This window comes from Arcobacter siniprincipis (SeqCode) (genome assembly GCF_048571125.1).
GTDB classification, from domain to species: Bacteria; Campylobacterota; Campylobacteria; order Campylobacterales; family Arcobacteraceae; genus Arcobacter; species Arcobacter siniprincipis.
Map to the genome: position 1 here is coordinate 2,333,590 of NZ_CP182343.1, position 26,962 is coordinate 2,360,551.

The following is a 26,962-nucleotide window of genomic DNA, read 5'->3' on the forward strand; positions in this document are numbered from 1 at the left end:
AAAATTTTATATAAGGGGCTAATTATATCCTAAAGCCCCTTGGATTGCAAAAATCTCATTTATAGTCTTGTATAAATCTTCGATTTTTAACATATTTGGACCATCACTTTTTGCAACACTTGGGTCTGTATGTGTTTCAAAAAAGAAGCCATCAACACCAACAGCTGCGGCTGCTTTTGCCATAGATGGAACAAAAGCAGAGTTTCCGCCTGTTGTTCCTCCTGTACTTGGTATTTGAACAGAATGAGTTGCATCAAAAATAACTGGTGCATACTCTTTCATTAGAAGTAAATTTCTCATATCAACTACAAGTGCTCCGTAACCAAAGGTATTTCCTCTTTCACAAAGCCATACATTATTATCAAGAGAATTTTGGTAACTAACCTCATCAACTCCTCTTGTTTTTAGTATCTTATCAATTGGATGTCGCATAGCATCAGCTGCTAAAAACTGACCTTTTTTTACGTTTATTATACATGATGTTTTTGCAGCAGCTACAAGTAAGTCTGTCTGTCTACACAAAAATGCAGGTATTTGTAATATATCCATAACTTCAGAAGCAGGTGCTGCTTGATGTGACTCATGAATATCCGTTATAAGTTTATATCCAAACTCTTTTTTTATCTCTTCAAAAAGTTTCAATCCATCATCAAGCCCAGGTCCTCTATATGAATCCAAACTTGTTCTATTTGCTTTATCAAATGAAGCTTTAAAATAAAATTCTACTCTTTTATCTTCACTTAAAGGCTTCAATTTTTCAGCTATTCTAAATACTGTGTCTCTATCTTCTAAAACACAAGGTCCAGCTAAAACTTTCACTTTAATATCCTTCTTAAAATTGTTCTTTTTTCTTTTCCACTATAAGCATAATAAAATTCATAAATATTTTGTGCGATATATTGCATATCATCTCTTGCATATTTATCACAAGCAAAAAGTATTTTATCATCTTTTTCTAAGGGCATATCCCAATCAGGGATTAAATACTTTTCACCACCTCTTATTAAAGCTAAGGGTACTACATTATTATTTAACTCTCTATTATGCAAAGATGTTCTAAATATCTTTAATTTTATCTCTTCGCCATTATCTAGATGCTTATAAATTTCTGGGGCATCATAATTATCTATTTCAATTGATTCCAATAAAGGACTTTCATCTATAGTTTGAGTTAATCTTTTTACTAAACTTGAAGCCCAAGCTTCATCTTTAGTTATCATTTCTTGAATAAACATGTCTGATAAAGGATTTATTAAAGCATTTGTTGTTTTATTAATTAAAATATTTGCAGGTAAAAAGACATGGTCAATTCTAGAGTTTTCAAACATTGAGACATAACCTAATTCATTCTGTCTTGCTATTGTAATTATTTTTGGGTTTAATCTTTTAGCACTACTTAAAATAGATAAATTAGTTGTATCATCATTTGTCGCAGCAATTATAGCAACACTTTCAAGAATTCCAGCTTTTGTAAGCGCTTTTTTATCATCTGCGTCACCAATAATTATTCTTGAAACACTATCTTCTTTATAATTAACAAGTTTTTTTTCATCAATTTCAATAAAAACTAACTCTATTTCATTATCACTCAATCGATTATGTAAATAATTTCCCATACGACCAAAACCACAAATTATGTATCTTCCCATTGGGAAATTAGGAGTTTGAGCATTCAAATTATCTAGTTTATAAATCCATTTTTCTAATTTTAAAATATTTGGTGCTTTGAAAGCTACATCAATTTCTTTTGAAATAATAGAAAAAGGATTTGCCACAATGTCAACTCCAATATCTTCAAGGTTTTCACCTTGATTTTCAGTTGTTGCTTTTACTACAAGTTTTATATTTCTATTTAAAAGTTTAGACATAACTGCAACTTTTAAATTTAATTTATCATCATTAAATAAACACACTAATCCCCTGCAATTACTTTTTTTAATTCCTGCTTCTTCTAAAGTTTTTGGTGAACTTACATCTGAAAGTAATACTGGCACATAAGGCGTAAAATTTTCTAAAAGTAAATCATTTACCCTATTTTCATCTGATTCTATTACTACAGTTCTTATGTCATAGCTTAAAGCTTTTTTTATAATTTCCGAAGTGATATTGTTATATCCTAAAACTATAATAAAACTTTGTCTTATCTTTTTTACATTTCTTTTAAACTTATTTCTTCTAAGTTCTTCTAATAAAATCTTATCTTGCAACAAAGATACAAGAGTACCTATGCCATAAAACCAACCTAATACTGTAAGATAAATTGAAAAACTAACCCACATTCTTTGAGGATAAGTAAACTCATATGGTGTTTCACCAAATCCAATAGTTGTAGCAGTATATGTTATGAAATAATAAGCATCAAAAATTGACATATGATAAACATTACCTTTATTATCAACTCCATCAATTAATAAAAGTCCAACTATTGCAATAGTGTATGTTACAATTATCACAATAAAAGGCATTCTCATTCTAAGAAGAACTATCCACAATGTACTATTTGCCAAAATTTAACCTATCGTTTTCAAAGAAACTATCGTTTTCAAGGAAACTATCGTTTTGATTTTAATGTATCTCCCACATAAAGAAGCACAGAAACAATATTTGCTAATAATGCCCCAGCTGAAAGAGATACGATAGTTGTACTAACTTCAGAAGTAACTATACTTGCATATGTAGCTATTGTCCAAACAGAAGCTGCAGATATCAATTGTATATCTGCAACAAGTGAAGTTGCTAAAAGTACAGAACCAACTTGAGTTCTATCACCCAATTTAAGAACTGTTGCAATTACATTTATAATAATTGCAGCAAAAAGTTCATATTTACTATGGTGAGTCATAGTATCTAAGTCACCATACACAAATCCAAAGTTTACGGTCATTGCTAAAATTATAAAAAATCCAGAAATAACTTTATCCATGTTCATGATATTCATCCTCTAAATCTCTACCGATTTTTAATTTTCTTTTAAATACATCATCCATATTATCATAAACTTTTGCATCTTTATCTATAAACATTATTCTATGTTTATTTAATTGTCCTACATTTTTAAGTCCCATAATTGCTAACATACTTTTTACACTTTTTAGTAAATTTTTATGATAGTTTGCTACTTTTTTAGCTTGTTTGTGCACAAAATATTTTTTTCTTTTAGATTTATTTTGAGTAGCAAGTCCAACGGGGCAATCATGACCTGTCGTGCCAGAACAATATCTAGCTCTAATACATCCAGCACTCATCATAAATCCCCTTGCAATTTGAATAAAATCAGCACCTAAAGACATGATTATTATAACATCATCAGGAGTTAAAACTTTTCCACTAGCTACAAGTTTAATCTTATCTCTAACTCCATATTCAGATAATACTTTATCTACTAAATAAATAGAATCTTTAATATCAAGACCTACTCTTTCCATTGTTTCAATTGGAGCAGTAGCACTTCCTCCACTTCCTCCATCAATAGCAATATAATCAGGATATGAATCTTTTCCTTCATCTATTCTTTTTTTAATCTCTTTAGCATAAGGTTCGATATTATCTAAATCAGAAATAACAATTTTTACTCCAACTGGTTTTTCAGAGATTTGTTGTAATTGTCCAATGAAATCAAAAAGTTCTTCAATAGTATTTGCATAAGGAAATCTATTTGGTGAAAAAACATCTTTATATGCTTCAACACCTCTATAATAAGCAATTGCAGGAGTAACTTTATGACCAGCTAGTTTTCCACCTGTTTGTTTTGCACCTTGTGCCATTTTTATTTCTGTCATACGACAAAATCTCATAACTTTTTCATATCTTATAGGGTCAAATTTACCAGCTTTATCCCTAGCACCATACAATCCAGAGCTTATTTGGAATGTGATATCAGGTAAGTCTGTTGGAACTTCTTTTGGAAAAGACTCTAAAGGAGCATCCCAGTTTATTCTGTGAAACAGTGATGATTGTAAATCAAATATATAAGTTTCAGCTTCTGGGTCTTTCCCAAATACTAATTTTCTATAAACATCAGCCGCAACTGCTCCATTAAAAAAGAATTGAACTACATCTTTTATCTTTTTTTCAAACTTTGTTCCGTGTACAACTTTCATATAATCAGCTTTGTAATTTTGATGTGTTACAAAAAAGTTTGATGTTACACTACCTTCACCTGTGTTTATAGGAAATTGTCCTTCTAAAGCTCCTTTAGCAAATGCTCTTGTTCCTTCAGGAGAAATAGAACCATCACTCATAGCAGATCTTCCAATTATAGATTTAGAAATAAAAGGCTTTTTCCTTCTTGGACCAAAAGTTACTTCAAATCCCCCTTCAATCTCATCTTCATTTAAAACTATATTGGCATGTCTTATCATAAACTTAGGATATGGCAAAGGTTGACTTGGAGAAAATGAAGCATAATTAGGTAAATCTCTACATGCCTTATTAAGCCAGTCTAGTTTATCTTTTGACTCATAAAACTTTTCATCACCAAAGTATTGTCTAAATGGTTCCCTTGCTTCTTCTAAAACAAATCTCAATCTTCCAATAATTGGATAATTTACCAATAATTGATGTTTTCTTTGAACATATTTATCATGTATATACCAAGCAAATATTACAAGTATAATAATACTCCATTCTATTGTTGAAAATTCCCAATCAAAACTCACATTTTCTCCTTATTTTTTACTTGAAGCTAAAACTCCACTAATAATAATTAAAATTATACCTAATGATATCCAAATATCAGGAAATTTGTCCCCTAATATTACACCTAGAATTATTGCAAAAATTAAATTACTATATGAAATTGTTCCTACTATTCCAGCTTTTGCAACCCCATAAGCTTTTGTCATATAAATTTGAGCAAATGTAGCAGTTATTCCCATAAGAGTTATATATAACAAATCATTTAGATTTGGCATCGTAAATTTCCCAAACATAAAATCAAAAGTACTATTTGAATAAAAGTTTGCAATTACCATCAAGATAATAGGACCTATTGTTCCTATTGTCATAAATGACAAAACTATAACCCTAGTATCATAAAAAGTTCTCAGTTCTCTAACTGAAGTGTATGCTAATGCAGCACCTACTCCTGAAAAAATACCAAGCCAATCTGTTTTATCTAAAGTACTTCCATCAAACTTTGTAATAAAAAGTATTCCAATAAATCCAATAAATACCCCTATCCATCCTCTTAATCCTAATTTTTCTTTTATGAAAATATATGCAAAAATAGCTGTAAATATTGTAGAAGTTTTAGAAAAAGTCATAGCTTCAGCAAGTGAAATATTTGAAATATTGTAAAAAAATGTAAGCAGGGCTAAAAAACCAACAAAACCTCTGAAAAATAGTAATAAAGGCTTTCCACCTATTTGCTTTACTGGTTTTTTGTATAAAGAAATAGTAATTAAGACTACTCCAAATATATTTCTGAAAAATACAACTTCAATTGAACTCATGGAAGAACTTAATTCTTTGGCGAAAGCTCCCATAAAAGCAAATAAAAGTGATGCAAAAAGCATAAACTTTATGCCTTGTATTGTTTGAGTGTCCATTATAATCCTAGGATGTAAAAACCGAATTTTAATTAATCTTTTGTTAAAATCCGGTTATTCTCAATAAGTAATAAATAGTTTTAATACATTTAAAAATACAGAACTAAACCAATAGGAACAAAATGAAATATTTAAAAATACAATCTTCTAAAAATCTTCAAGGTGAAATAAAAATATCAGGGGCTAAAAATGCCACTTTACCTTTACTTGCATCAACTATATTATCAAATAATCAAATCAATATTGGAAATCTTCCAGATGTAGTTGATATAAATACAATGCTAAAGTTACTAGAAATGCTAGGAGCTGATTATTCAAAAGACAAAAATAAAATAAAAATTTCAACACAAAATCTAAAAGAGACAAAAGCAACTTACGATATTGTAAAAACAATGAGAGCATCTATTTTAGTATTAGGACCACTACTTGCAAGATTTGGGCATTGTGAAGTTTCTCTTCCTGGTGGTTGTGCTATTGGGCAAAGACCTGTTGATTTACACTTAAAAGCTATGGAAGCATTGGGTGCAACAATAGAAATAAAAGCTGGATATATAAAAGCAACTGCACCAAATGGATTAAAGGGTGCAAAAATTGTTTTTGACAAAGTAACCGTGGGTGGAACAGAAAATGCAATTATGGCAGCAGCACTTGCTGTTGGTAAAACACAAATTATCAATTGTGCAAAAGAGCCTGAAATAGTACAATTATGTGAAGTTTTGAAAAATGCAGGATTAGATATAAGTGGAATCGGTAGTTCTGATATTACAATTATGGGTACAAATAAAAAACTTTTGGAATTTAAAGATTTTGATATAATTCCTGATAGAATTGAAGCTGGAACATATTTATGTGCAGGAGCAATTACAAATTCTAAATTGACAATTACTAATGTAGAACCTTTACATTTAGAAGCTGTAATATCAAAACTAGAAGAGATGAATTTTAAAATTGAAACAACACAAAATGAAATCACTATTTTTCCAAGTGATAACATAAAAGCTGTAAATATAATAACAACAGAGTATCCAGGCTTTCCAACTGATATGCAAGCTCAATTTATGGCTCTTGCAACTCAAGCAAATGGGACAAGTACTATTGATGAAAGATTGTTTGAAAACAGATATATGCATGTAAGTGAGCTTTTAAGAATGGGTGCAGATATCCATCTTAATGGAAATATAGCAAGTATAACCGGTACTCCAAATAAGTTAAATGGTACAGATGTTATGGCTACAGATTTAAGAGCTAGTTCTGCTTTAGTTTTAGCAGCACTTGTGGCAGAGGGGGAAACAAATATTCATAGAATTTATCATCTAGATAGAGGATATGAAGATTTAGAAGGGAAATTAGTAAAAATAGGTGTCAATATCAAAAGTTTTAATGAATAATTATTATTTTCAACTAATAATTATTATTTTATAAGAGATATTTGACTAAAATCACTTGTATAAAATTAAGGTACGATTATGAAACTTGAAATTTCTTTATTTAGATTTGACTGTAAATCAGACTATTTACCATATTACACAAAACATTTTTTAAATGTTGAGGAAAATAACACACTCTTGACTGTTTTAAATAAACTCAATAGTGAAGATGAATTCTCTTTTGAAAATAGTCCAAATAGTTATTTTGTTGTAAATGGTATTTACATGAGTGTAATGACTACTTGCAAACAAATAAAAGATATTTTTGGAAGTGATATAAAAATAGAGCCTCTAAGTATAAGAAGAGTAAATAAAGATTTTATAATCAATGAAGATGATTTTACTTCTAAAATTTCAATACTAAATGAATTTATAACTACAGATTTACTAGCTACTCACATTGATAAAAAAATAGAAGAATTGTATTTATCGTATAAGGTATATTTTTATGCTTCAAATACTTTAAATATGGAACACAACTATATAGGAGATGCTATTGTTTTATTAGCTTCTGATTTAATAGAAAGATTTCCTCAAAAAGAAAATGCTATATTACATGCAATCAAAAAGTGTGAATACGGAATAGAGTTTCATACAAGCCTAAGAAATAGAATTTTTAACTTTGACCAAAATATTGAAGATAAAATTGTAAATTTAAAAAATAAACTAAATATTTCAAAAACTATTGATAGACAAAACTTTAAATCTTCTATATCAAAAACAATCAATTTTGGTACATTTAAAAAAGCACAAGAAATAAAACATGACTTCAAAGACTTTAATTTGGCGTATTTAAAAACAGAAGATTCACTAGATAAATCAAACTTAATTTCAAAACTTAAAGCAAAAGTACTTGACTTAGCATCTTTAAATCAAGATTTAGCAAAAGATACTTTTCACTTAAATCCAGAATTAACTTATAAATTAACTTCAACTTTAATGCTTGATGCTTATGATAGTGGAGCTGATTTTATAGTTGTAGATAATGATCAAGATTTTTACCTATTAGATTTTAATAGAAAAAATATGGAAAGTGTAATAGGAAGAGAAATCAATCTTCCAGTTTTACATATAAATGAGCTTGAAAACTTAGCTATTGGGGAACATGATTTAGCAAAAACTACTTTAAAAAATCATACTTTAGACCCTAAAATAATTTAGCTGTTAATTATGATTCTTGGTTTAGATTATATAATCGTATCATCAATCATAATTGCTTGTATATTGCCTTTTTATATCTATAGAAAAAAAATATTTAAAAAATATTATACTAAAAATAACATTTCTTTTTTTGTACATGAGATAACTATTTACTTAAAAAACAGATATCCAAAAGTAAATTTTGATTTTTCAAGAATTAATTTAATAAGCAAAACAAACCCTTACGACCAAGCAAGAATATTGATTTTGGAAGAAATGACAAAACAGTTTATAGAATTGCCATATGAAAAAAGAACTCAAAGAAACATACCAAAAGATCTATTGTGGGCAAGTTATGAAAAAGAATCTATTCCTAAAAATAGTACTCCGAATAATCTTCTTAGAAGAAAAAACTTCGTTTTAAAAAGAGATAATTATAAGTGTAATAGATGTGGTAAAAGTATTAAAATAGATACTTCTATGTTATTACTAATAAAAGATTTAGACCAAGGGGGAACTTATCATTTTGAGAACTTGAGTATTTTATGTAATGATTGCAATAAAATAATAAACTCTCAAGCTCCAGAAAAACTAATAAAAGACTTGAGTATTTTTAATATACTGATGAGAAAATATATAAAATAATCAATAGTTTATAGATACATAAAAACTCAAATCAAACTCATTTTCTTCATTTAAAAAGTTATTCTTTCTATATATTACATATGAGGGTTTAGTTGTAGTTTCATACTCACTTTTAGGAAGCCATTCATGATAAACCCAATGTATAAATTTAAGAATATCACCCCTTTTACCTACTAAATCAAATTTGGCATAAACACCCTCTGATATCTTAAAATTTGGGAGTCTATCACTTTTTATATTCTTATCATCTGTTACAATACAGGCAATATATTGACACTCATTTAATGGTGTAATAGTTGGATTATCATGAAATAGTGCTATTTGTTGATAGTTTTTTATATCATTTGATAAAATCCAAGTTTGAAGCTTCTGCCAGGTCTCTTTTATATTTGCATTGTAACCATTGTTTCTTATGTAAAAACTCTCAAAAAATGGCATCTTTACGATACTTGGTGTCATATCACTAAAATCTGCAGTAGATTCCATTGCTTTTTGTGATTGTTGTAAGATTTTGTGTGAGTAATCTTTATACCCTGTACTTCTCCACTCTTTGGGAGTCATTTCAAATCTCTCTTTAAAACTTTTTATAAATGAAGATTGAGAAGAGTATCCACACTGATTTGCAATATTTGATATAGTAGAGTATTTATTTGTCAAAAGTAGATTTGATGCCTTTTGAAGCCTTATAGACTTGATACTCTCATAAATATTTTTTCCAAAAGCATCTTTGAAAATTCTATGCATATGGAATTTACTAACTTTTAGATCAATACTTAACTCTTCTATGTCAATATGTATATCAATATGAGTATAGATATAATACATAATATCATTAGCTATTTTTGTTCTTTTTTGCAATGTATCTTTTTTCATAAAATATTATAGCACTTTTAAACTATAAAATTAGCACAAAATGATTATAAACAAAGCACAAAAAAAGAAGAAGTAATAATTTTTTTTTCCTAAAATAGATAAATCTAAAAATTAGGGTGTTTATGGATAAGAATGATCAATTAAAATTAGTCTCGAAGTATTGTAACTCTTTTAATTTAAAAAAGGTAAAAGTTGATACTTTATTATTAATAGTTCATATGCTTTTAAGTGATTATGAAAAAATTGAAATAAAAGATAATACTATAAAAAAAAATCTTTTAATAGATAGTCAAGATATTGATTTCATAAATAAAAGTATTCATGAGTTAAAAAACTACTTAGAATCAAATATTATTGTAAGTGAAACTTTACTTTATATATTTAGAAATAAAAATCTATCTCCTACATTTTTAAAACTTTCAAAAAATCTTGAACCGATGCGAGTTTATTATCAATATTTAACTTCAATATTCTCTAATAAAATAACAAAAGGTTCTTTTTGGATACCAGAATTATTAGCTTTTTCATTAATACATTATTTTAAAAAAGAACAAGAGAAATCCTTTTTTAACCATACTCTAATTCAAAATTTTCCAACTGAAAAATTTTTAAATATTTATAATCAAAATAATATCAAAATAAAAAAACAACTCTCGAAGGAAGAACAAGTTAATTTATGGAAGATTAAGACAAACCTAGATGAGATGTATGATTTGTCTGAATATATGATAGAAAAATACTTGGAATTTAATTATAAAATAAATGATAAAAGAGTCTCTAAAACAAGAATTAAAAAGAAGAAATAAGTATCACTTATCAACATTATTATATATTTTTTCTAATACATTCGAAGAACTGCTTTTATGCACACTACTTTTTTCTATTTTTTTGTTTTCAAGCTCTTTTATTAAACTGTTTACATAAATATCTTCTAAACTTTGTAAATAATCAACCTTACTTTTTATAATACTAAGTGTTGAATCTTTTGGGACGATATATGGTGTTATAATTACTACAAGATTTATCTTATCATTTATATATTTTTCATTTTTAAATAAAGTACCAAGTATTGGAATATCTTTTAAAACGGGAAGCCCTGATTCTGCTTGAATTTTTTTAGATTTTATTAATCCTCCGATTATTACACTTTCTGCATTGTTTAAAATAGCCGTTGTAATAACTTCTTTTTTTGATGTATCTATATTCTCACTAGTGTTTGATTCTTTTGCATCTTCAAGAACCGCATTGATTTGTAAAATAATTTTATTATTTGTTATTCTAGGTTTTACTTTTAGTCTTAAACCTATCTCTTCTCTTTTAAATGATTCTGTTGTTCCTGAAGTATTTGTTGTCTGTCCTGTTTTGAAAGATTTTGTTTCACCAACATAAATAGATGATTCTTTATTATTTATACATAAAATTGAGGGCTCTGATATTACATCTATTGCTTGGTTTTGTTTTAGGAAATTTATTGTGGCCCCTAAATTTAATCCCTTTGATAAAGAATTTAAGTCAAAACCAAAAGTTGAAAATTCACTAAAATTAATTGCAATATTTTTTAAACTATTAAAAGAACTAGAAAAAGTACTAAGATTTGTAGAACTATATTTATTAAATCCATTTAACCCATATTCTAGTCCCACTTCTTTTGTCTTAGTTTCACTTATTTCAACAATTTTTGCTTTTATATAAATTTGAGGATATGAAATATCAATTTTTTTGATAAATCTTTTTATATTTTCTGTATCACTTTTACTTCCTACTACTATAATAGAATTTGTATCATTTTCTACTGTCATAATTGGATTTATATTTGATTTTTTATTTGAATAAATGGTATTTAAAACTTTTAATATATTTTGAGCTTCAAGATTTTGAATAGGTATTATTTCTACTTTTTTTTCTTGTTGATTCAATGGTCTATTTTTATTTTCAATTTTGAAAATAGTTCCTTCATCTTTTAAAACATAACCTTTTTTCAATAAAGTAAATTTTAAAAGTTCTAAAAGCTTTTGCTTTTTTATTGATTTATTTGATACAAAATCAACTTTTCCTTCAATCTTATCTAAATAAAAAATATTTTTATTCAATTGCTTAGAAGTGATTTTTATAAACTCTTCAATGGATAAATTTTTAAAATTTATATTTATGTACTCGTTATTGTTTGCCTTTAACCCCATTGTAAAAATCAATAAAATAAAAATTATAATCTTCAAATTGTCACCTTTAATAATTATACATATTATTATATATTAATTATTTAAAAGTTACATTAAAATTATAAATTTATAGCTAATTTAGTATTTAGAGGTAAATCTTTTTCAAAGATTTCAAAATCTTCTTTTGTAGATTCTAAATGTAGTTTGATATTCAAATCAAACTCTTTATTTATAATATTTATATTTTGATTACTAATTAAATACTCTAACTTCGATAAATCAGAATATTCACAAGTTAGTATTCTCTGTTCTAGTTTTTCATAAGTTTGTAGTTGTGAAATATTAATCACACTATTAACAGCATCACTATAGGCTCTTACTAATCCACCTGTTCCAAGTTTCACTCCACCAAAATATCTTACAACTATCACAAAAGTGTTTATTAGTTCATTTCCTGCCATTACATTTAAGCAAGGTTTCCCACTTGTACCTTTTGGTTCTCCATCATCACTACTATTTTCAATAATTTGATCAAATTCATTTAAATACCTATAAGCATAAACAAAATGTCTAGCTTTTGGATGCTCTTCTTTTAATCTTTTCATTACATCATTAAACTTTTCATACGGAGCTAAAAAAGCAAAAAACTTTGATTTTTTCTCTTCAAAAACTGAACTAAACTCTTTTTGAACATATTTCAACTATAATTCCACCCATGAGATTAGATTTATTTTTAACAAAAGCTTTCAACATACAAAGTAGAAATAAGGCGCATGAACTTATAAAAGCAAATAAAATAAAAATAGATGGTGCCATTATAACAAAACCATCTTTTAATGTAGAAGATACACATAAAGTTGAAATACTAGAAGATACTTTTTATGTCTCAAGGGCTGCATATAAATTAAAATACTTTTTGGATGAAATTGATTTAGACCTAAATGATTTAACAGCTTTAGATATAGGTTCTAGCACTGGTGGTTTTACCCAAATACTTCTTGAAAATGGTGTTAAAAGTGTAACTTGCGTTGATGTAGGTTCAAATCAACTCCATGAAAAAATAAAACATGATGACAAAATTGAGTTTTATGAAAACTGTGATATTAGAGATTTTAAAAGTGATAAAATTTTTGATATCGTTACTTGTGATGTTTCTTTTATAAGTTTACACAATATTATAGATGATATAAATAGATTATCAACAAAAAATATAATAGTACTGTTTAAACCCCAATTTGAAGTGGGTACAAATGTCAAAAGAGATAAAAAAGGTATGGTAAAAGATAAAGATGCCATAGACCTAGCTCGTAGAAAGTTTTTAGGAGTAACTGTTCTTTTAAATTGGAAGCTAATTAAGAACTCTAAAAGTAAATTAGAAGGGAAAGATGGCAATATTGAAGAGCTGTTTTACTTTCAAAAAGCACAGGTAGAAAAATGAAAAAAGACAAAAAGAGTATAACATCTATTGCAATTGGAGGATTTGATGGGATGCATATAGCCCATCAATCTTTATTTAACAACTTAACTTCAAATGGTGCAATTATTGCAATTGAGACAGGTCATGCAAATATGACACCAAAAGAACAAAGACAAAAATATACAACTTTTCCAATATTTTATTATGAATTAAATGATATAAAAGACTTAAGTGGAAAAGAGTTTATAGACCTACTAAAAGATGAATTCCCAAAGTTAAAGAAAATAGTTGTTGGCTTTGATTTTTGTTTTGGTAAAAACAGAGCTAACTCTACAGAAGAGTTAAAATCACTCTTTAATGGAGAAGTTGTTGTTGTAAATGAAATAAGTGTGAATGATATTGCAATACACTCAAGAATAATCAGAGAATACATAAAAAACGGAGACTTTGAAACAGCAAATACACTTCTTGGAAGAAAATATGAAGTAAAAGGAACTCAAATAAAAGGTCAAGGCTTAGGAAAGTCAGATTTTGTACCAACTATAAACTTAAATATTCAAGACTACCTTCTTCCAAAAGAAGGGGTTTATATAACTAAAACAATAGTTGATGATATAAGCTATCCATCTATTTCTTTTATTGGTCACAGAATTACTACAGATGGTAACTTTGCAGTTGAAACTCATATTTTAAATAAAGATATTACAGTACATAATAGTAACATCTCAATCAAATTTCATAAAAAACTAAGAGATAATCAAAAATTTGACTCTTTTGAAAAATTAAAACAGCAAATAATAAATGATATAAATGATTGTAAAATCTATTTTAATCTTGCTTTATAAAATGATTATTAATAATCATTTTGATAGAATATCTACATGATAGATAAAGTATTTAATAAATCAATTAAAAAACAATTTGAATTTGACGAAGAGGTTGCATCTGTATTTGATGACATGCTTAATCGCTCAGTTCCATACTATAAAGAGATGCAAAGATTAACTATAAATTTTGCCCTAAATTTTTTAGAAAATGATTATAAAGTTTTTGATTTAGGTTGTTCAACAGCATCAACCCTAATAGAGCTTAGTAAACATTGCAATAAAAAGTTAAATTTAATTGGTATTGATAACTCACAAGCTATGTTAAATAGAGCTTCAAATAAAGCTAAAGCTTTTGGAGTTGATATTGATTTTATTTGTGGAGATATTCATGATGTAGATTTATCAAATGCTAACTTAATTATATCTAACTACACATTACAATTTATACGACCTTTACAAAGGGAAAAACTTATAAAAAAGATATATGACTCTTTAGAAAAAAAAGGAGTTTTTATTTTTAGTGAAAAAGTAATTTCATCAAATAATGTTTTAAATAAACAATGTATTGATGAGTATTATGAATTCAAAAAAACACAAGGTTATTCAGAATTTGAAATTTCTCAAAAAAGAGAAGCTTTAGAAAATGTTTTGATACCATATACAGAAGATGAAAATAAAAAAATGATAAAAGATGCTGGATTTACCCATTGTGAAACACTTTTTAAATGGGTTAATTTTGCAACATTTATAGCAATAAAAGAATAAGGAATTATAATATGTTAGAAGTAAATTCAATAGCACCAGATTTTTGTGCACCAAATCAAGATGATGTAGAGATTTGTTTAAGAGATATAAAAGGAAGCTGGATAGTTTTATATTTTTATCCAAGAGATAATACGCCAGGTTGTACAACTGAGGCTTGTGATTTTACAGCTTCTATGCCAGAATTTGACAACTTAGATGCTACTATTTTAGGAGTAAGTCCAGATACTCCCGCAAAACATAGAAATTTTATAGAAAAACAAAATTTAAACATAACACTACTTGCAGATGTTGAGAAAAAAATGTGTGAAGATTATGGTGTATGGCAACTTAAAAAATTTATGGGTAGAGAGTCTATGGGAGTAGTTAGAACTACATTTATTATAAATCCAAAAGGTGAAATTGCTGCAATTTGGGAAAAAGTAAGTGTAAGAAAAAAGAAAAAAGTGAATGGCGAAACAATTGAAATTCTTCATGTAGATGAAGTAAAAGAAAAATTACAAGAGTTACAAACTAAATAAGGAAAAAAATGATAAATAATAAATTATTACTACTTGGAGCAACACTTTTAGTTGCAAATAGTTTAAATGCAGAAACTACAACTTGTTATAAAAAATCTTGGGAAACTCCATCAACTATTGAAACTACTAAATTAGATGGTGGTGAGTGTAAGGGTGAAAAATCATTAAAAGAGATGAAAAGAGCTGGTTGGTATATAAAAGATATTGAAATTAAAACTGCAAAAAAAGGTTTAGATTATACTTATATATTAAGTGATATAAATCCTGTAGTTATTGATAAAGAATTAACTTCTAAAAATGACATTACAACTGCTTTAGATATTCAAACTCAAAGTAGCAAACTTTATGATGTGACAAGTGACCATGCAAAAATAAATATTGGAAACTTAAAAATTGGACAAAGTGGTGTTATTCAACATACATACAAAGATGGTAATTCTCTTATTATATCAAGTGCTTATGTTGAAAGTTCAAATGCAAACTATTCAACTGTGAAATTTATTCCTTTTTTAGATTTAAAACAAAATGCAATTCCAACATCAAATAGAACTGTAACAAATAATGATACATTTATCTTAAATTTTATGTATGATCAAAGTTTATTAATTACACCAAATATTGATGCATTTAGAGCAACAAGAGGAAAATTTACTAAAAATAACTTTGTACACTCAGATATCTTTGGAGCATATTTAAAAAGTGAATATAGACCTCTTCCAACTCAAAAGATGATTCAAGAATTTGCACTTTCTCAAAATATGGGAACTATATTTATAGTAATAAAATCAAATTTATATATCTTAGATAGTAGAACTTTTACACTTTTAAATAAACAAACTATTCCAAATGTTTCAAGTAAAACACAAATGCCATTTTATACAAGAGTTGAAAAAATTGAATCAAATATTTTCACATCTGATATATGGAGTTGGCTAGACTTCTCTGCTATTACAAAGTTTTTAAATGATGATAGAACAGAAGAAGAAGTTTTATATGGTGATTTAGCAACTAAGAAAAGTAAAGATCAAATAGATTATAATTCATATTATACAAATGTCTTAGGACTAAATAATGATAAAAAATAATCACTTAGAATACTTTATTTCAATTGTAGGCAAAGAAAATGTCAAAAGTGACAAAGCACATTTAATAGCGTATTGTTATGATGCTACTAAAGAGAGATTTGAGCCAGATGCTGTTGTTTTTCCAAGACATGAGCAAGATGTATCAGATGTATTAAAATATTGTAATGAAAATAAAATAGTAATAGTTCCAAGAGGTGCAGGCTCTGGTTTTACAGGTGGAGCACTTCCTTCTGAAGGTGGTATTATTTTAAGCCTTGAGCGACATATGAATAAACTACTAGAAATTGATATGGAAAACATGTTAGGAGTTGTACAACCAGGTCTTATAAACATGGAATTTCAAAAAGCAGTTGAAGAAGTAGGTTTATTTTATCCGCCAGATCCAGCAAGTGAGCACTACTCTACTTTGGGTGGAAATGTAAGTGAAAATGCTGGTGGAATGAGAGCAGCAAAATATGGTATTACAAAAGATTATGTAGTTGCTTTAAGAGCTGTTTTACCAAATGGTGAGATTATAAGAGCTGGTAAAAGAACTATTAAAGATGTGGCAGGATATAACACTGCTGGTATTTTAATAGCAAGTGAAGGAACACTAGCAATTATTACAGAAATCACGCTTAAACTTATTCCAAAACCAAAATTCAAACAAACATACATGGGTGTTTTCCCTGATGTAAATAAAGCTATGAATGCTGTATTTAAATCATTAGCATCTGGAGCAAATCCAGTTGCAATGGAGTTTTTAGATGCTTTAGTAATAAAAGCGTTAAGACAAAAATTTCCACAAGTAAGTCTACCTGAAAATGCAGGTGGAATTTTAGTAGGTGATGTTGATGGAAGTAGCCAAGCTGAAGTAGAAGAACAATTAAAAACTTTAGAAAACTCTTTTGCCCAATATGGTTCAACTGAATTTATTATCGCAAAAGATGATGAAGAAGCAGCTAAATTATGGTTTGCAAGAAGAAATGCAAGTCCAGCAACTGCAATATATGGAACTAAAAAACTTAATGAAGATATTTCAGTTCCAAGAAGTAAACTACCAGTTGCCTTAGATGAAATATATAAAATCGGTGATAAATATGGTTTCAATGTTCCTTGTTTTGGACATGCAGGAGATGGAAATATCCATGTTAATGTAATGGTTAAAGATAAAACAAATGAAAAAGAGATGCACGATGGACATAAAGCCATTGAAGAGATTTTTCAACTAGTAGTTGATATGGGAGGAACTTTAAGTGGAGAACATGGAATTGGTCTATCAAAAGCTCCTTTTATGAATATAGCATTTTCCCAAGCAGAACTTGAACTATTTAAAAGTATCAAAAAAGCATTTGACCCAAATAATATTTTAAATCCACATAAAATGGGTTTATAAAGTGAAATAATGAAAGAAAATAGTAAAAAGCTATTTGCAAAATTAATAGAAGTTTTAGATTCATTTTTTAATGATGATACAACATATTATGCCGCAAGTCTTAGCTTTTTTACTATATTTTCAATTCTTCCAATTTTTGCTTTAATTATAGCAATAGTTTCAAATTTAGAACAATTTAACGATTATGTAGACTTATTTATAAACTACATACTAAACCTAATCAATCCATCCCATTCTCAAAACTTTGCCCAAGAGTTTAAAAACTTTATAGCCAACTCAGATAAACTTGGGAATATAGGTATTATTTATATGTTATTTGTATTTACAATGTTTTTTAAAGATTATGAATATATTGTAAATAAAATTCATAAAACAAAAAGAAAATCAATTTATGCTTCTTTTTTCTTTTATCTTTTATTTATTACTCTACTTCCAGCAGTTTTTGCAGGATATATAATTTTAACAACATTTTACAATAATACAATTTTTGATTTTTTATTAACTCTACTGTTAGGATGGAGTTTGTTCTTTGTATTATTTAAATTAACAGTTAATACATACATTAGTGTAAAAGCAGCACTTATATCTTCATTTTTTACTTTGGTAGTCATATCAATAACAAAAAACCTATTTATCTATTACATCTTATACAATCAAACATATACAACCCTATATGGCTCAATGGCAACACTTCTTTTTACTTTTCTTTGGATTTATACCTCATGGATAATTTTTCTATATGGTGTAAAACTTTGTCATAATTTAAATATAAAAGAATTAAATAAATTAGCAAGTAAATAAAATTATTTTTTATTAATAACTGATTTATTAATTATATTATAATAGCTACAATGATATAATCATAAGATTTAAAAAAACGCAGGAGATAAAATGAAGAATATTTTAAAAGTATCAAGTGTACTATTTTTGGCATTATTTTTTTTAGCAGGTTGTAGAACAGCTTCTATTTATAATGTTAATAATGATCCAATAGAAGTAAAAGCATCTATGGATAAAGTTTATAATGCAATTAAATTTGCAGGTGCATCAAAAGGTTGGATTATTACAAAAGTTAAACCTGGATTAGCAATGGGAAAACTTAATGTTAGAGCACACCAAGCAATTGTTGAAATACCTTATAATGAAAAAACTTTCTCTATAAATTATAAAAGTAGTTTAAATTTGAAATATGATTCAGAAAAAGGATTAATTCACAAAAGATATAATGAATGGGTAAGATATTTAGAAAATGCGATCAATCTACAATTATCAATGTTAGAAAAATAATTTCTTTAATGTAATATAGTTTTAAAGACTATATTACATTAATAATTACGAAATAACAACTTCTCTTATTCATTTTTAATAAAAAAAATGATATTTTATCATAATAAAAATAATCTTTCAGGCATCTACTTTGAATCAAAAAAAAGTTTTAGTAATTTCTTATTCTCAAACTGGACAATTAAGTAATTTAGTCAATAATTTCACAAAACCTTTATTTGAAAATAAAAATATTGAAGTTATTTATAAAAATATTGAACCAAAAAAACCTTTTCCTTTTCCTTGGTCTCTTATGACTTTTATGGATAGCTTTCCTGAGTCTGTTTATCTTGATCCTTGCGAAATAAATGAGTTTGAAGATGATTCCAATGATTATGATTTGATTATACTTTCTTATCAAGTTTGGTTTTTATCACCTTCTATTCCTATTTCATCATTTTTAAAATCTTCTTGGGCAAAAAAGAAATTTAAAAATAAACCTGTAATTACTCTGATTGGCTGTAGAAATATGTGGATAATGGCGCAAGAAAAGATGAAAAAGATCTTAATAAACCTTGATGCAAAATTAATAGATAATGTGGTACTTATTGACAAAGGTAACTCTTTAGAGACATTTATCACAACACCTAGATGGATGCTAACTGGTAAAAAAAATTCAATTTTTGGATTAAGTAGTGCAGGAATTGATGAAAATGAAATAAAAAAATCTCAAAGATTTGGGAAAGCACTAGTTGATGCTTTAATGAATGATAAAGAAAAAGAAAATAAAAGTTTACTTTATGGATTAAAAGCAGTTGTTGTAGATACAAAACTTATCAAAAGTGAAAAGATAGGAACCAAAAGCTTCACTATTTGGGGTAAACTAATAAAAAAAATTGGTAAACCAGGTGACATAAAAAGAAAACCAATTGTAATGTTGTACTTAATATTTTTATTATTGATGATAATAACAGTAGTTCCTATAAATATGATAATACAATCGATTTTAAGAAAAATAAACAAAGATGCAGTTATAAAAGAAAAAGAACTATATGAATTACCTTCGGGAAGTAGTGATGAAAGAATAAAGGAATATCAATAAATGTCAAATGTTTATATAAATAACATTCAAAAATTTATGCCAAATGAACCTGTAGATAATAAAGATATAGAAGAATATTTGGGCTATATTGGTGGTAAAAAATCAAAAGCAAAAAATATAGTTTTAAGAAGTAATGGAATAAAAAAAAGATTTTATGTTTTAGAAAAAGGAACTCAAAAGCCTTTATTTACAAATGCACAACTTTGTTCAAATGCAATAAATAAGTTAATTGATGAAGATTTTACTTTAAATGACATTCAATGTTTAGCTTGTGGAACTACTTCACCTGATCAATTAATGCCTGGACATACTTTGATGGTGCAAGGAGAATTGGGAATAAGTGGAATTGAAACAATATCAGCTTCTGGAATTTGCCTAAGTGGAATAAATGCATTGAAATATATCTATTATGGAATAAAAGCAGGAGATCTTACAAAAGCAGTTTCTTGTGGTTCAGAAGCATCTTCTCCAATCTTATGCGCTAGAAACTTCACAGAAGAATCAAACCATCAATTAGAAGAGTTAGAAAGAAATGCAGGAATAGCATTTGAAAAAGATTTTCTAAGATGGATGCTTTCTGATGGTGCAGGAGCTATGAGAGTAGAAAACAAAGCAAATAAAAATAAACTTTCTTTAAAAATTGAGTTTATTGATGTCTTATCATATGCTGGAGAAATGCCTGTTTGTATGTATAGTGGACTAGAAATACTTGAAAATAACTCTATTAAATCATGGCGTGCTTATGAGCAAGAAGAAGTTATGAAAAAGTCATTATTAAGTGTACGACAAGATGTAAAACTTCTAAATGAAAATATCGTTGAATACACAGTAATAAAACCTTTAATTAAAATAATTGAAAAACGAAAAATCAATCCAGAACAATATGATTATTTTTTACCACACTATTCTTCAACATACTTTAGAGATAAATTATATGAAGGATTAAAGAAAGCAAACTTTGAAATTCCATATGACAAATGGTTTACAAATCTAGTAACACATGGAAATACAGGGAGTGCTTCTATGTATATCATGTTAGAAGAATTATTTAATAGTGATAGATTAAAAAAAGGTCAGAAAATCCTTTGTTATATTCCCGAAAGTGGAAGATTTTCTACTGCATTTATGTCTTTAGAAGTTGTTTAATGAAAAAAATTGATGTTCCACAAGAAAATAATTCTACACTAGATGGACAAAAAAAAGTTATGTATGGAACAGATGACAATGGAGAATTTCAAAGAATAAATTATGCAAGTAGTGTAGAAGAATATGCAACTATTACAGCAGTAGAAGAGTATAAAGAATTAGAAAAAGAGTGTTTAGAAGATATTCAAAATAATATTGCATCTCCAATTAAATATTACATGTATAAAAATAGAATGGATTTACCAACCCTAACAAGTGCAGTAGATATGTTTTCTTTTAGAGTTAAAAGACATCTTAAAATGAAAATATTTAAAAAATTAAAAGATGATACAATTAAAAAATATGCAGATGCTTTTAATATTGAGATTGAAGACTTAAAGGATTTTAAATATGACAGAAAACTTTAAACATTCTCAATTTGCACATTGTGAAAGTGGAGTTGTTTCTACTTTATTAACACATTATGGATTAAAAATTAGCGAACCAATGGCTTTTGGAATAACAAGTACTCTATCATTTGCTTTTTTTCCTTTTATCAAAATAAATAATCTTCCATTGATTGCGTATAGGGATTTACCTAAGAATATTGTAAAAAAAATTGAAAAAGTTCTAGGCGTTACAATTTTCAAAAAACAATATAAAAATCTTTTAGAAGCGAATTTAGAACTTACTAAAATAGTAGAAGATGAAAAAAAACTTGTAGGTTTACAAACTTCCGTTTTCTATCTTCCATATATGCCTGAGAATATGAGATTTCATTTCAATGCACACAATCTATTAGTTTATGGGAAAGTTGGCAAAAAATATAAAATCTCTGATCCTGTTTTTGAAGATGTGGTTGAATGTAGTGAAAAAGATTTAACAATTGCTAGATTTGCAAAAGGAGCATTTGCCCCTAAAGGATTTATTTATTATCCTACAAATATTCCTAAAAATATTGATTTTACAACAATATTAAAAAAAGCCATTAAAAAAAATGCAAAAGCAATGCTAACACCCTTCCCTTTTGCTGGAATTAAAGGAATGAGAAAATTAGCAAAATCAATAGAAAAACTTCAAAAAAATACGGATCAAAGATATATTAAGAATTATCTAACTCATATAGTGAGAATGCAAGAAGAAATAGGAACTGGTGGAGGTGGATTTAGATTCTTATATGCTGCATTTTTACAAGAATCAAAAAAATATAATTTGGACAATGAAAAACTTCAAAAAGCTAGTGAATTAATTACTCAATCAGGAGATACACTTAGATTTTTTGCTTTAAAATGTGTAGAATCTGCAAAAAAAACAGAAAAATTTAATAGTAAAGAAATTTCAGTTATTCTAATAAAAGCTTCAACTTTAGAAGAAGAAGCTTTTAAAATATTGAAAACGATTTAAATAGATTTAAAAAAGAAAAGATAAGCTCTTTTCTTAGAATCTAAACTTATATAAATAGATGATTCCTCTTTCTCTTCTAACAGATCAATAATATCAGCAACACTGTAAGTCCCACTAAAATTATCTTTATTTTTATATATTAAATCTTCAGCTATTTCTAACTCACTCATATATTTTTTTGCAAATTGATTCAATCCTACAATTTTATAATCAATAATTTTTAAATATTTATTTAGTTCTTCCAGATTTACAAAAAAATCAAAATGCTTTATTTTGGCTAAAGAATCTGTCTTATCATTATTGATATAAAGCCAAGATGAGTTATCTTTTGAATCTAAATTATACAAGTTATTTATAATTGAATTATGATTTAAAACATTAGAGAGGGATTCATCTACTCCTCCAATCAATATTTCATCTACTTTTTTAAAATAAAAATCAAAATATGCTAATTCAAATGCTTTTTCAAAAGATAAATCTTCAGATGTTATATTTATATTATTTCCAATTGTTTTTAATGCTTGAGAGATAAGAAATCCAGTATTATTTGTATTTACATTTAAAAAGTCAAAAGGCATAACCATAGAATCATCACTATTTATTTGATTTAACACTTTTATCAAATCTTCAATACAGCCATATTCACTTGCAAGGTAAATAGATAAGTTATCTTTATATTTTACATTATTTAGTGTCTTTATTGCTCCATAAACAGACATAACATTAAATTTTGAATTACGTCTTAGATTCAAAGTAGAAATCTCTTTTAAATCTTTTCTATACTCTTTTGCAGATTTATTTTCATTTACCTGTTTATAAATACTTTTTATATACATTTTAGCTCTCATTACTTAAAACTATAGAAGTATTACTTCCACCAAATCCTATAAAATGAAAAAGTACAGTTGCTTTATATACTTGCTTACTTTTTAATAAAGGAGTAAAATCTATATTATTATACTTCTCATAGAAATTAATTGTTTTTGGTAAAAAAGCATTTTTAATACTTTCACATAATAAAACAATTTCATTAGTTCCACAAGCACCTAAAGTATGTCCAATATAAGGTTTCAAAATCACAACATCGGTTTTTTTCTTATACTTTTTAAATAGTTTATCAATAGCAATAACTTCAGATAAATTTGAATTTTCACTTCCTGTTGCATGTGCTTTTAAGCAGGTGAGATTTTCTATTGATAAATTGGCTTTTTTTAAAGCTTCTTCCATACAAGAGAGTGTCACTTCTCCATTTGGATTAGAGCTTGTTACAGAATAATTATCAAAGTTACTATTTGATGATACTATTTCAAAATCATTTTCTTCTTTTCTTTCTGATTCCAAGATAACAGCAGAACATGCCTCACCTAAAATCAATCCATCACTATTTATATCAAAGGGTTTATATTCTCCTGACTTGCTTAAAAGCATCAAAGATTCAAAGCCTCTATAAGTCGTATAATTAAAAAATTCAAAACCTATGACTAAAGCTTTTTTTATTTTATTATTTTTTATTAAATCGCTTGCATTACAAATTGCATTTGCGCTTGAAGTACAAGCCGTTTGGATTATTGTTGCTTTATATTTTGAACTAATTAAATTTTCAATAAAATTACCAATTTCTCCATATCCAATATTTCTAATCTCTTCTTTTGATTGCTCATTTTTATACTTTAAGTGTTGTTCTTCTACTATAGATATTGACATTGAAGTTGAACCTAAAAAAATATGTAAATCTTTTGTTTCTTCATTTGACAACTTTGCATCGTCTATTGCTTTTAGTACTACTTCTTCTAATATTGAATAAAACTTCTCTTCATTTGATACGAAGTTTTTCTTTATTTGATAATATTTTAATTCTTGAAAATTATCTTTTAAATATTCAAAATAATTATCATCTGTAATTTCTTGGATTTTTTTAACAGAATCATCTTTATTATTTCCAAGTGCAGAAATAATTGATGAACCTGTTATATAAACTTTATTCATTAATTCTCTTCAATATATTTTGCTAAAGTATTAATTGAAACCATTATTTTTCTAAGTTCTTTACTGTCTGTTGTTTTTATTCCATACTTTTTATTTAAAGCCATAGATATTTGAAGTGCATCCATTGAATCAAGTTCTAATGCAGACTCAGGATCAAATAAGATATCATCATCTTTGATATCTTCTATTTCACACTCCTTTTCACACTCTTCAATAATTAACTTTTTTAATTCATATTTTAAATCACTCATTGATTATTTCCTTTTTTTAATATCATGTATGCTAAAAGTAAAAATGTTATAGCAAATATTACCAAATACAATATATAAATTTTTATGTCACTAAAACTTCCACCCCTAACAAAAATTTCTAATAATCCTTCCAACCCCCAAGACATAGGAGAATAAGATGATATATCTTGCATAAATTGTGGCATCACAAATTTAGGAACCATAATTCCTCCAAGTGCTGCTAAAACTATATTTGTAACTCCTCCAATAGAAGTAGCTTCTTCTGTTGTTTTACTAGTATTTGCTATAAATAAAGCAAAACAAATTGCAGCGAAAGAAATACCACTACTCATACAAAAGATAAGTAAATAATTCCCACTTATGACTAAAGAATCACCACCAAATAAAGGAACAATAAATATCCCTACTAAAATCATAATCACAACTTGAATTTGATTTAGAAGAAAATATGGGATAATTTTACCAATTAGTATTGGAAATAAAGATACATTGATACTTCTGATTCTTGAAATCGTACCAAAATTTTTCTCATTTATAAAAGTATTTGAAATAGGTATCAAAATAAAAAACATAGAAAAAACAAGCCAAGCTGGAACACTTTGTTGTACTGAACTTGGTTTCAATCTTGGTTTATTGCCTTTATAAATATAGGTATTATTTATTTTATCACTTAGTACTGAAAGTGTCCTAGCATCAATTTTTGATTTTACAAAATAATCTTTCATAATACTTTTTGAAATAATTTCTGCTATACTATTTTTTAATATATAAAAATACTCTTTTTTTATACTTGATTTACTAAAAGTCTTTATCTCAAAATCTTTAACATTGCTATTTATTTTTGATTTAAAATTTTTATCAATATTTACAATAAAATCATAATTCTCTTTATATATTAAAGTATCAAAAGATTTATTTTGTACCAAACTTGCAGAAAAATATTTACTTTTATTTAACTCTTTTACAAATTCTTTTATATCACTGTTTTCAGAACTTACTACTGCAACTTTTAATTTTGTTTCAAAACTATCTGAATATGTATTTTTTAAAGCCAATGACATTATCAAAATAAAAAGTGCTGGCATAATAAATAATACCATCAAGGCATGAATATCTCTAAATATCAGTAAAAATTCTTTTTTTAAAATATATTTAAACATCAGTCCCTCAAATCCTCTTTAGTAAGGGATAAAAATAGCTTTTCTAAATTCTTATCTGGGAAATTAATATTTTTAATATTCTTATTTTTATTTTTTAACTCACACATCAAATCTAAAAATTTATCATAAGAGTTAGAAATATCAACATCTATCTTTTCATTATCCAACTCAATTTCAATGATAGATTTTTCTTTTATTAAAACATCTTTTTTCTCTTGTAGTATGATTTTATTTTTATCTAGTACTGCTATTTCATCACATAAATATTCAACTTCTTCCATATAATGAGAAGTATAAATAATAGTTGTATCTTGAGTTTTATTTAGATTCTTTATTACTTCTAAGATATATTTTCTTGATTGGGGATCAATTCCAACTGTTGGTTCATCAAAATATATTATTTTAGGAGAATTAAGTAAGCCAATAGCAATATTCAATCTTCTTTTTACTCCACCTGAATATGTCGAAGCTCTTTTATTTACAAACTTTTCTAAAGAAGTAGCTTCAATACAATAAGAAATTTGTTTTTTTAAATTATCACCTTTTAGTCCATATAAAGCTGCAAAAAATTCCAAGTTTTCATAACTTGTTAAATCAGGATAAAAAGCATATGTTTGAGGTATATATGAAGATATTTTTTTTATTCCATTTTTCTGTTTTTCAAAATCTAAACCATAAATTTCTATATAGCCAGAGTCTTTTAAAATAAGATGATTTAAAATAGATACAAGAGTAGTCTTCCCCGCACCATTTGGACCTAATAAACCAAATACAGAACCTGTTGTAATCTCCAATGAGAGATTTTCTAAAATAGGAACATTGTTATAGGACTTATTCAAATCTTTTATTATAATAGACATTAATTTTCTTTATTTTTATTATGCTGATTAT

29 protein-coding genes are annotated in these 26,962 nt (G+C 26.7%); 16 read left to right on the forward strand and 13 right to left on the reverse strand.

Annotation, left to right across the window (positions count from 1 at the left end; genetic code table 11):
* Positions 1–18 precede the first annotated feature (18 nt).
* Genes kdsA through ACNI3D_RS11835 form a run of 5 tightly spaced genes read right to left on the reverse strand, consistent with a single transcriptional unit; the run spans position 19 to position 5,549 of the window.
* Positions 19–819 (reverse strand): 3-deoxy-8-phosphooctulonate synthase, encoded by an 801-nt coding sequence (kdsA, locus tag ACNI3D_RS11815; RefSeq protein WP_258238663.1) that lies wholly within the window; start codon positions 817–819, stop codon positions 19–21.
* The gene (locus ACNI3D_RS11820) at positions 816–2,507 is read right to left on the reverse strand and encodes a potassium channel family protein (RefSeq protein ID WP_419767154.1); all 1,692 of its coding nucleotides are present in this window, start codon (positions 2,505–2,507) and stop codon (positions 816–818) included. Before ACNI3D_RS11820 ends, kdsA begins: the two co-directional genes overlap by 4 nt.
* A gap of 44 nt (positions 2,508–2,551) precedes the next feature.
* Positions 2,552–2,929, reverse strand: coding sequence for a DUF6394 family protein (locus tag ACNI3D_RS11825; RefSeq protein WP_129100734.1), 378 nt, complete (start codon positions 2,927–2,929; stop codon positions 2,552–2,554).
* The gene (locus ACNI3D_RS11830) at positions 2,916–4,658 is read right to left on the reverse strand and encodes a glutamate synthase-related protein (protein WP_419767155.1); all 1,743 of its coding nucleotides are present in this window, start codon (positions 4,656–4,658) and stop codon (positions 2,916–2,918) included. Before ACNI3D_RS11830 ends, ACNI3D_RS11825 begins: the two co-directional genes overlap by 14 nt.
* A gap of 9 nt (positions 4,659–4,667) precedes the next feature.
* Positions 4,668–5,549, reverse strand: coding sequence for a DMT family transporter (locus tag ACNI3D_RS11835; protein WP_419767156.1), 882 nt, complete (start codon positions 5,547–5,549; stop codon positions 4,668–4,670).
* 122 nt (positions 5,550–5,671) lie between these two features.
* Between ACNI3D_RS11835 and murA the strand changes: the two genes are divergently transcribed.
* The 3 genes from murA to ACNI3D_RS11850 all read left to right on the forward strand — a co-directional run bounded on the left by murA (position 5,672) and on the right by ACNI3D_RS11850 (position 8,761).
* Complete coding sequence (gene murA, locus ACNI3D_RS11840) at positions 5,672–6,937, forward strand: UDP-N-acetylglucosamine 1-carboxyvinyltransferase (RefSeq protein WP_419767157.1); 1,266 nt, start codon at positions 5,672–5,674, stop codon at positions 6,935–6,937.
* Positions 6,938–7,015: 78 nt separating this feature from the next.
* Complete coding sequence (locus tag ACNI3D_RS11845; RefSeq protein WP_419767158.1) at positions 7,016–8,137, forward strand: DUF5644 domain-containing protein; 1,122 nt, start codon at positions 7,016–7,018, stop codon at positions 8,135–8,137.
* A gap of 9 nt (positions 8,138–8,146) precedes the next feature.
* Entirely contained in the window at positions 8,147–8,761 is a 615-nt protein-coding gene (locus ACNI3D_RS11850; RefSeq protein WP_129100739.1) for an HNH endonuclease, read from the forward strand.
* On the opposite strand, the gene ACNI3D_RS11855 is transcribed toward ACNI3D_RS11850, so the two are convergent.
* Positions 8,762–9,634, reverse strand: coding sequence for an AraC family transcriptional regulator (locus tag ACNI3D_RS11855; protein WP_419767159.1), 873 nt, complete (start codon positions 9,632–9,634; stop codon positions 8,762–8,764).
* Positions 9,635–9,756: 122 nt separating this feature from the next.
* Between ACNI3D_RS11855 and ACNI3D_RS11860 the strand changes: the two genes are divergently transcribed.
* Positions 9,757–10,440, forward strand: coding sequence for a hypothetical protein (locus ACNI3D_RS11860; protein WP_419767160.1), 684 nt, complete (start codon positions 9,757–9,759; stop codon positions 10,438–10,440).
* 3 nt (positions 10,441–10,443) lie between these two features.
* On the opposite strand, the gene ACNI3D_RS11865 is transcribed toward ACNI3D_RS11860, so the two are convergent.
* Both ACNI3D_RS11865 and ACNI3D_RS11870 read right to left on the reverse strand, forming a co-directional pair.
* Positions 10,444–11,850 (reverse strand): type II secretion system protein GspD, encoded by a 1,407-nt coding sequence (locus tag ACNI3D_RS11865; protein ID WP_419767161.1) that lies wholly within the window; start codon positions 11,848–11,850, stop codon positions 10,444–10,446.
* A 62-nt stretch (positions 11,851–11,912) separates the two neighbouring features.
* On the reverse strand, positions 11,913–12,494 hold the full coding sequence (locus tag ACNI3D_RS11870; protein WP_419767162.1) for a YigZ family protein: 582 nt from the start codon (positions 12,492–12,494) through the stop codon (positions 11,913–11,915).
* 14 nt (positions 12,495–12,508) lie between these two features.
* Here ACNI3D_RS11870 and tlyA point away from each other — a divergent pair, with 14 nt between their 5' ends.
* The 12 genes from tlyA (at position 12,509) to darH (ending at position 22,674) form a co-directional block, all read left to right on the forward strand.
* On the forward strand, positions 12,509–13,231 hold the full coding sequence (tlyA, locus tag ACNI3D_RS11875) for a 23S rRNA (cytidine-2'-O)-methyltransferase TlyA (protein WP_129101842.1): 723 nt from the start codon (positions 12,509–12,511) through the stop codon (positions 13,229–13,231).
* Positions 13,228–14,055 (forward strand): bifunctional riboflavin kinase/FAD synthetase, encoded by an 828-nt coding sequence (locus ACNI3D_RS11880; protein ID WP_419767163.1) that lies wholly within the window; start codon positions 13,228–13,230, stop codon positions 14,053–14,055. The genes tlyA and ACNI3D_RS11880 overlap by 4 nt, the downstream gene beginning before the upstream one ends.
* A 36-nt stretch (positions 14,056–14,091) precedes the next feature.
* On the forward strand, positions 14,092–14,802 hold the full coding sequence (cmoA, locus tag ACNI3D_RS11885; RefSeq protein ID WP_419767164.1) for a carboxy-S-adenosyl-L-methionine synthase CmoA: 711 nt from the start codon (positions 14,092–14,094) through the stop codon (positions 14,800–14,802).
* An 11-nt stretch (positions 14,803–14,813) separates the two neighbouring features.
* Positions 14,814–15,320: a thioredoxin-dependent thiol peroxidase gene (bcp, locus tag ACNI3D_RS11890; RefSeq protein ID WP_129101846.1), complete on the forward strand. Its 507-nt coding sequence runs from the start codon at positions 14,814–14,816 to the stop codon at positions 15,318–15,320.
* Between the two features lie 8 nt (positions 15,321–15,328).
* Positions 15,329–16,405 carry a plasminogen-binding N-terminal domain-containing protein gene (locus ACNI3D_RS11895; RefSeq protein WP_419767165.1) on the forward strand — a complete coding sequence of 359 codons (1,077 nt, stop codon included), beginning with the start codon at positions 15,329–15,331 and terminating at the stop codon, positions 16,403–16,405.
* Positions 16,392–17,780: an FAD-binding oxidoreductase gene (locus ACNI3D_RS11900; RefSeq protein WP_419767166.1), complete on the forward strand. Its 1,389-nt coding sequence runs from the start codon at positions 16,392–16,394 to the stop codon at positions 17,778–17,780. The genes ACNI3D_RS11895 and ACNI3D_RS11900 overlap by 14 nt, the downstream gene beginning before the upstream one ends.
* 9 nt (positions 17,781–17,789) lie before the next feature.
* On the forward strand, positions 17,790–18,581 hold the full coding sequence (locus ACNI3D_RS11905; protein ID WP_419767167.1) for a YihY/virulence factor BrkB family protein: 792 nt from the start codon (positions 17,790–17,792) through the stop codon (positions 18,579–18,581).
* A 90-nt stretch (positions 18,582–18,671) separates the two neighbouring features.
* Positions 18,672–19,067, forward strand: a complete 396-nt coding sequence (locus ACNI3D_RS11910) for a hypothetical protein (RefSeq protein WP_419767168.1) — start codon at positions 18,672–18,674, stop codon at positions 19,065–19,067.
* A 130-nt stretch (positions 19,068–19,197) separates the two neighbouring features.
* On the forward strand, positions 19,198–20,145 hold the full coding sequence (locus tag ACNI3D_RS11915; protein ID WP_375724329.1) for a dialkylrecorsinol condensing enzyme: 948 nt from the start codon (positions 19,198–19,200) through the stop codon (positions 20,143–20,145).
* Positions 20,146–21,291, forward strand: coding sequence for a beta-ketoacyl-ACP synthase III (locus ACNI3D_RS11920; RefSeq protein WP_129101852.1), 1,146 nt, complete (start codon positions 20,146–20,148; stop codon positions 21,289–21,291).
* Entirely contained in the window at positions 21,291–21,698 is a 408-nt protein-coding gene (locus ACNI3D_RS11925; protein WP_419767169.1) for a DarG family dialkylresorcinol biosynthesis protein, read from the forward strand. The genes ACNI3D_RS11920 and ACNI3D_RS11925 overlap by 1 nt, the downstream gene beginning before the upstream one ends.
* A complete protein-coding gene (gene darH / locus ACNI3D_RS11930; RefSeq protein ID WP_419767170.1) occupies positions 21,682–22,674 on the forward strand; it encodes a BtrH-related acyltransferase DarH in 993 nt (330 codons plus the stop codon). The genes ACNI3D_RS11925 and darH overlap by 17 nt, the downstream gene beginning before the upstream one ends.
* On the opposite strand, the gene ACNI3D_RS11935 is transcribed toward darH, so the two are convergent.
* Genes ACNI3D_RS11935 through ACNI3D_RS11955 form a run of 5 tightly spaced genes read right to left on the reverse strand, consistent with a single transcriptional unit; the run spans position 22,671 to position 26,931 of the window.
* Positions 22,671–23,510: a hypothetical protein gene (locus ACNI3D_RS11935; protein ID WP_129101855.1), complete on the reverse strand. Its 840-nt coding sequence runs from the start codon at positions 23,508–23,510 to the stop codon at positions 22,671–22,673. The genes darH and ACNI3D_RS11935 overlap by 4 nt on opposite strands.
* 1 nt (position 23,511) lies before the next feature.
* Positions 23,512–24,660 carry a beta-ketoacyl synthase N-terminal-like domain-containing protein gene (locus ACNI3D_RS11940; protein WP_129101856.1) on the reverse strand — a complete coding sequence of 383 codons (1,149 nt, stop codon included), beginning with the start codon at positions 24,658–24,660 and terminating at the stop codon, positions 23,512–23,514.
* Positions 24,660–24,911, reverse strand: a complete 252-nt coding sequence (locus ACNI3D_RS11945; protein WP_129101857.1) for a phosphopantetheine-binding protein — start codon at positions 24,909–24,911, stop codon at positions 24,660–24,662. Before ACNI3D_RS11945 ends, ACNI3D_RS11940 begins: the two co-directional genes overlap by 1 nt.
* On the reverse strand, positions 24,908–26,071 hold the full coding sequence (locus ACNI3D_RS11950) for an ABC transporter permease (protein WP_419767171.1): 1,164 nt from the start codon (positions 26,069–26,071) through the stop codon (positions 24,908–24,910). Before ACNI3D_RS11950 ends, ACNI3D_RS11945 begins: the two co-directional genes overlap by 4 nt.
* On the reverse strand, positions 26,071–26,931 hold the full coding sequence (locus tag ACNI3D_RS11955; RefSeq protein WP_419767172.1) for an ABC transporter ATP-binding protein: 861 nt from the start codon (positions 26,929–26,931) through the stop codon (positions 26,071–26,073). Before ACNI3D_RS11955 ends, ACNI3D_RS11950 begins: the two co-directional genes overlap by 1 nt.
* Positions 26,932–26,962 lie beyond the last annotated feature (31 nt).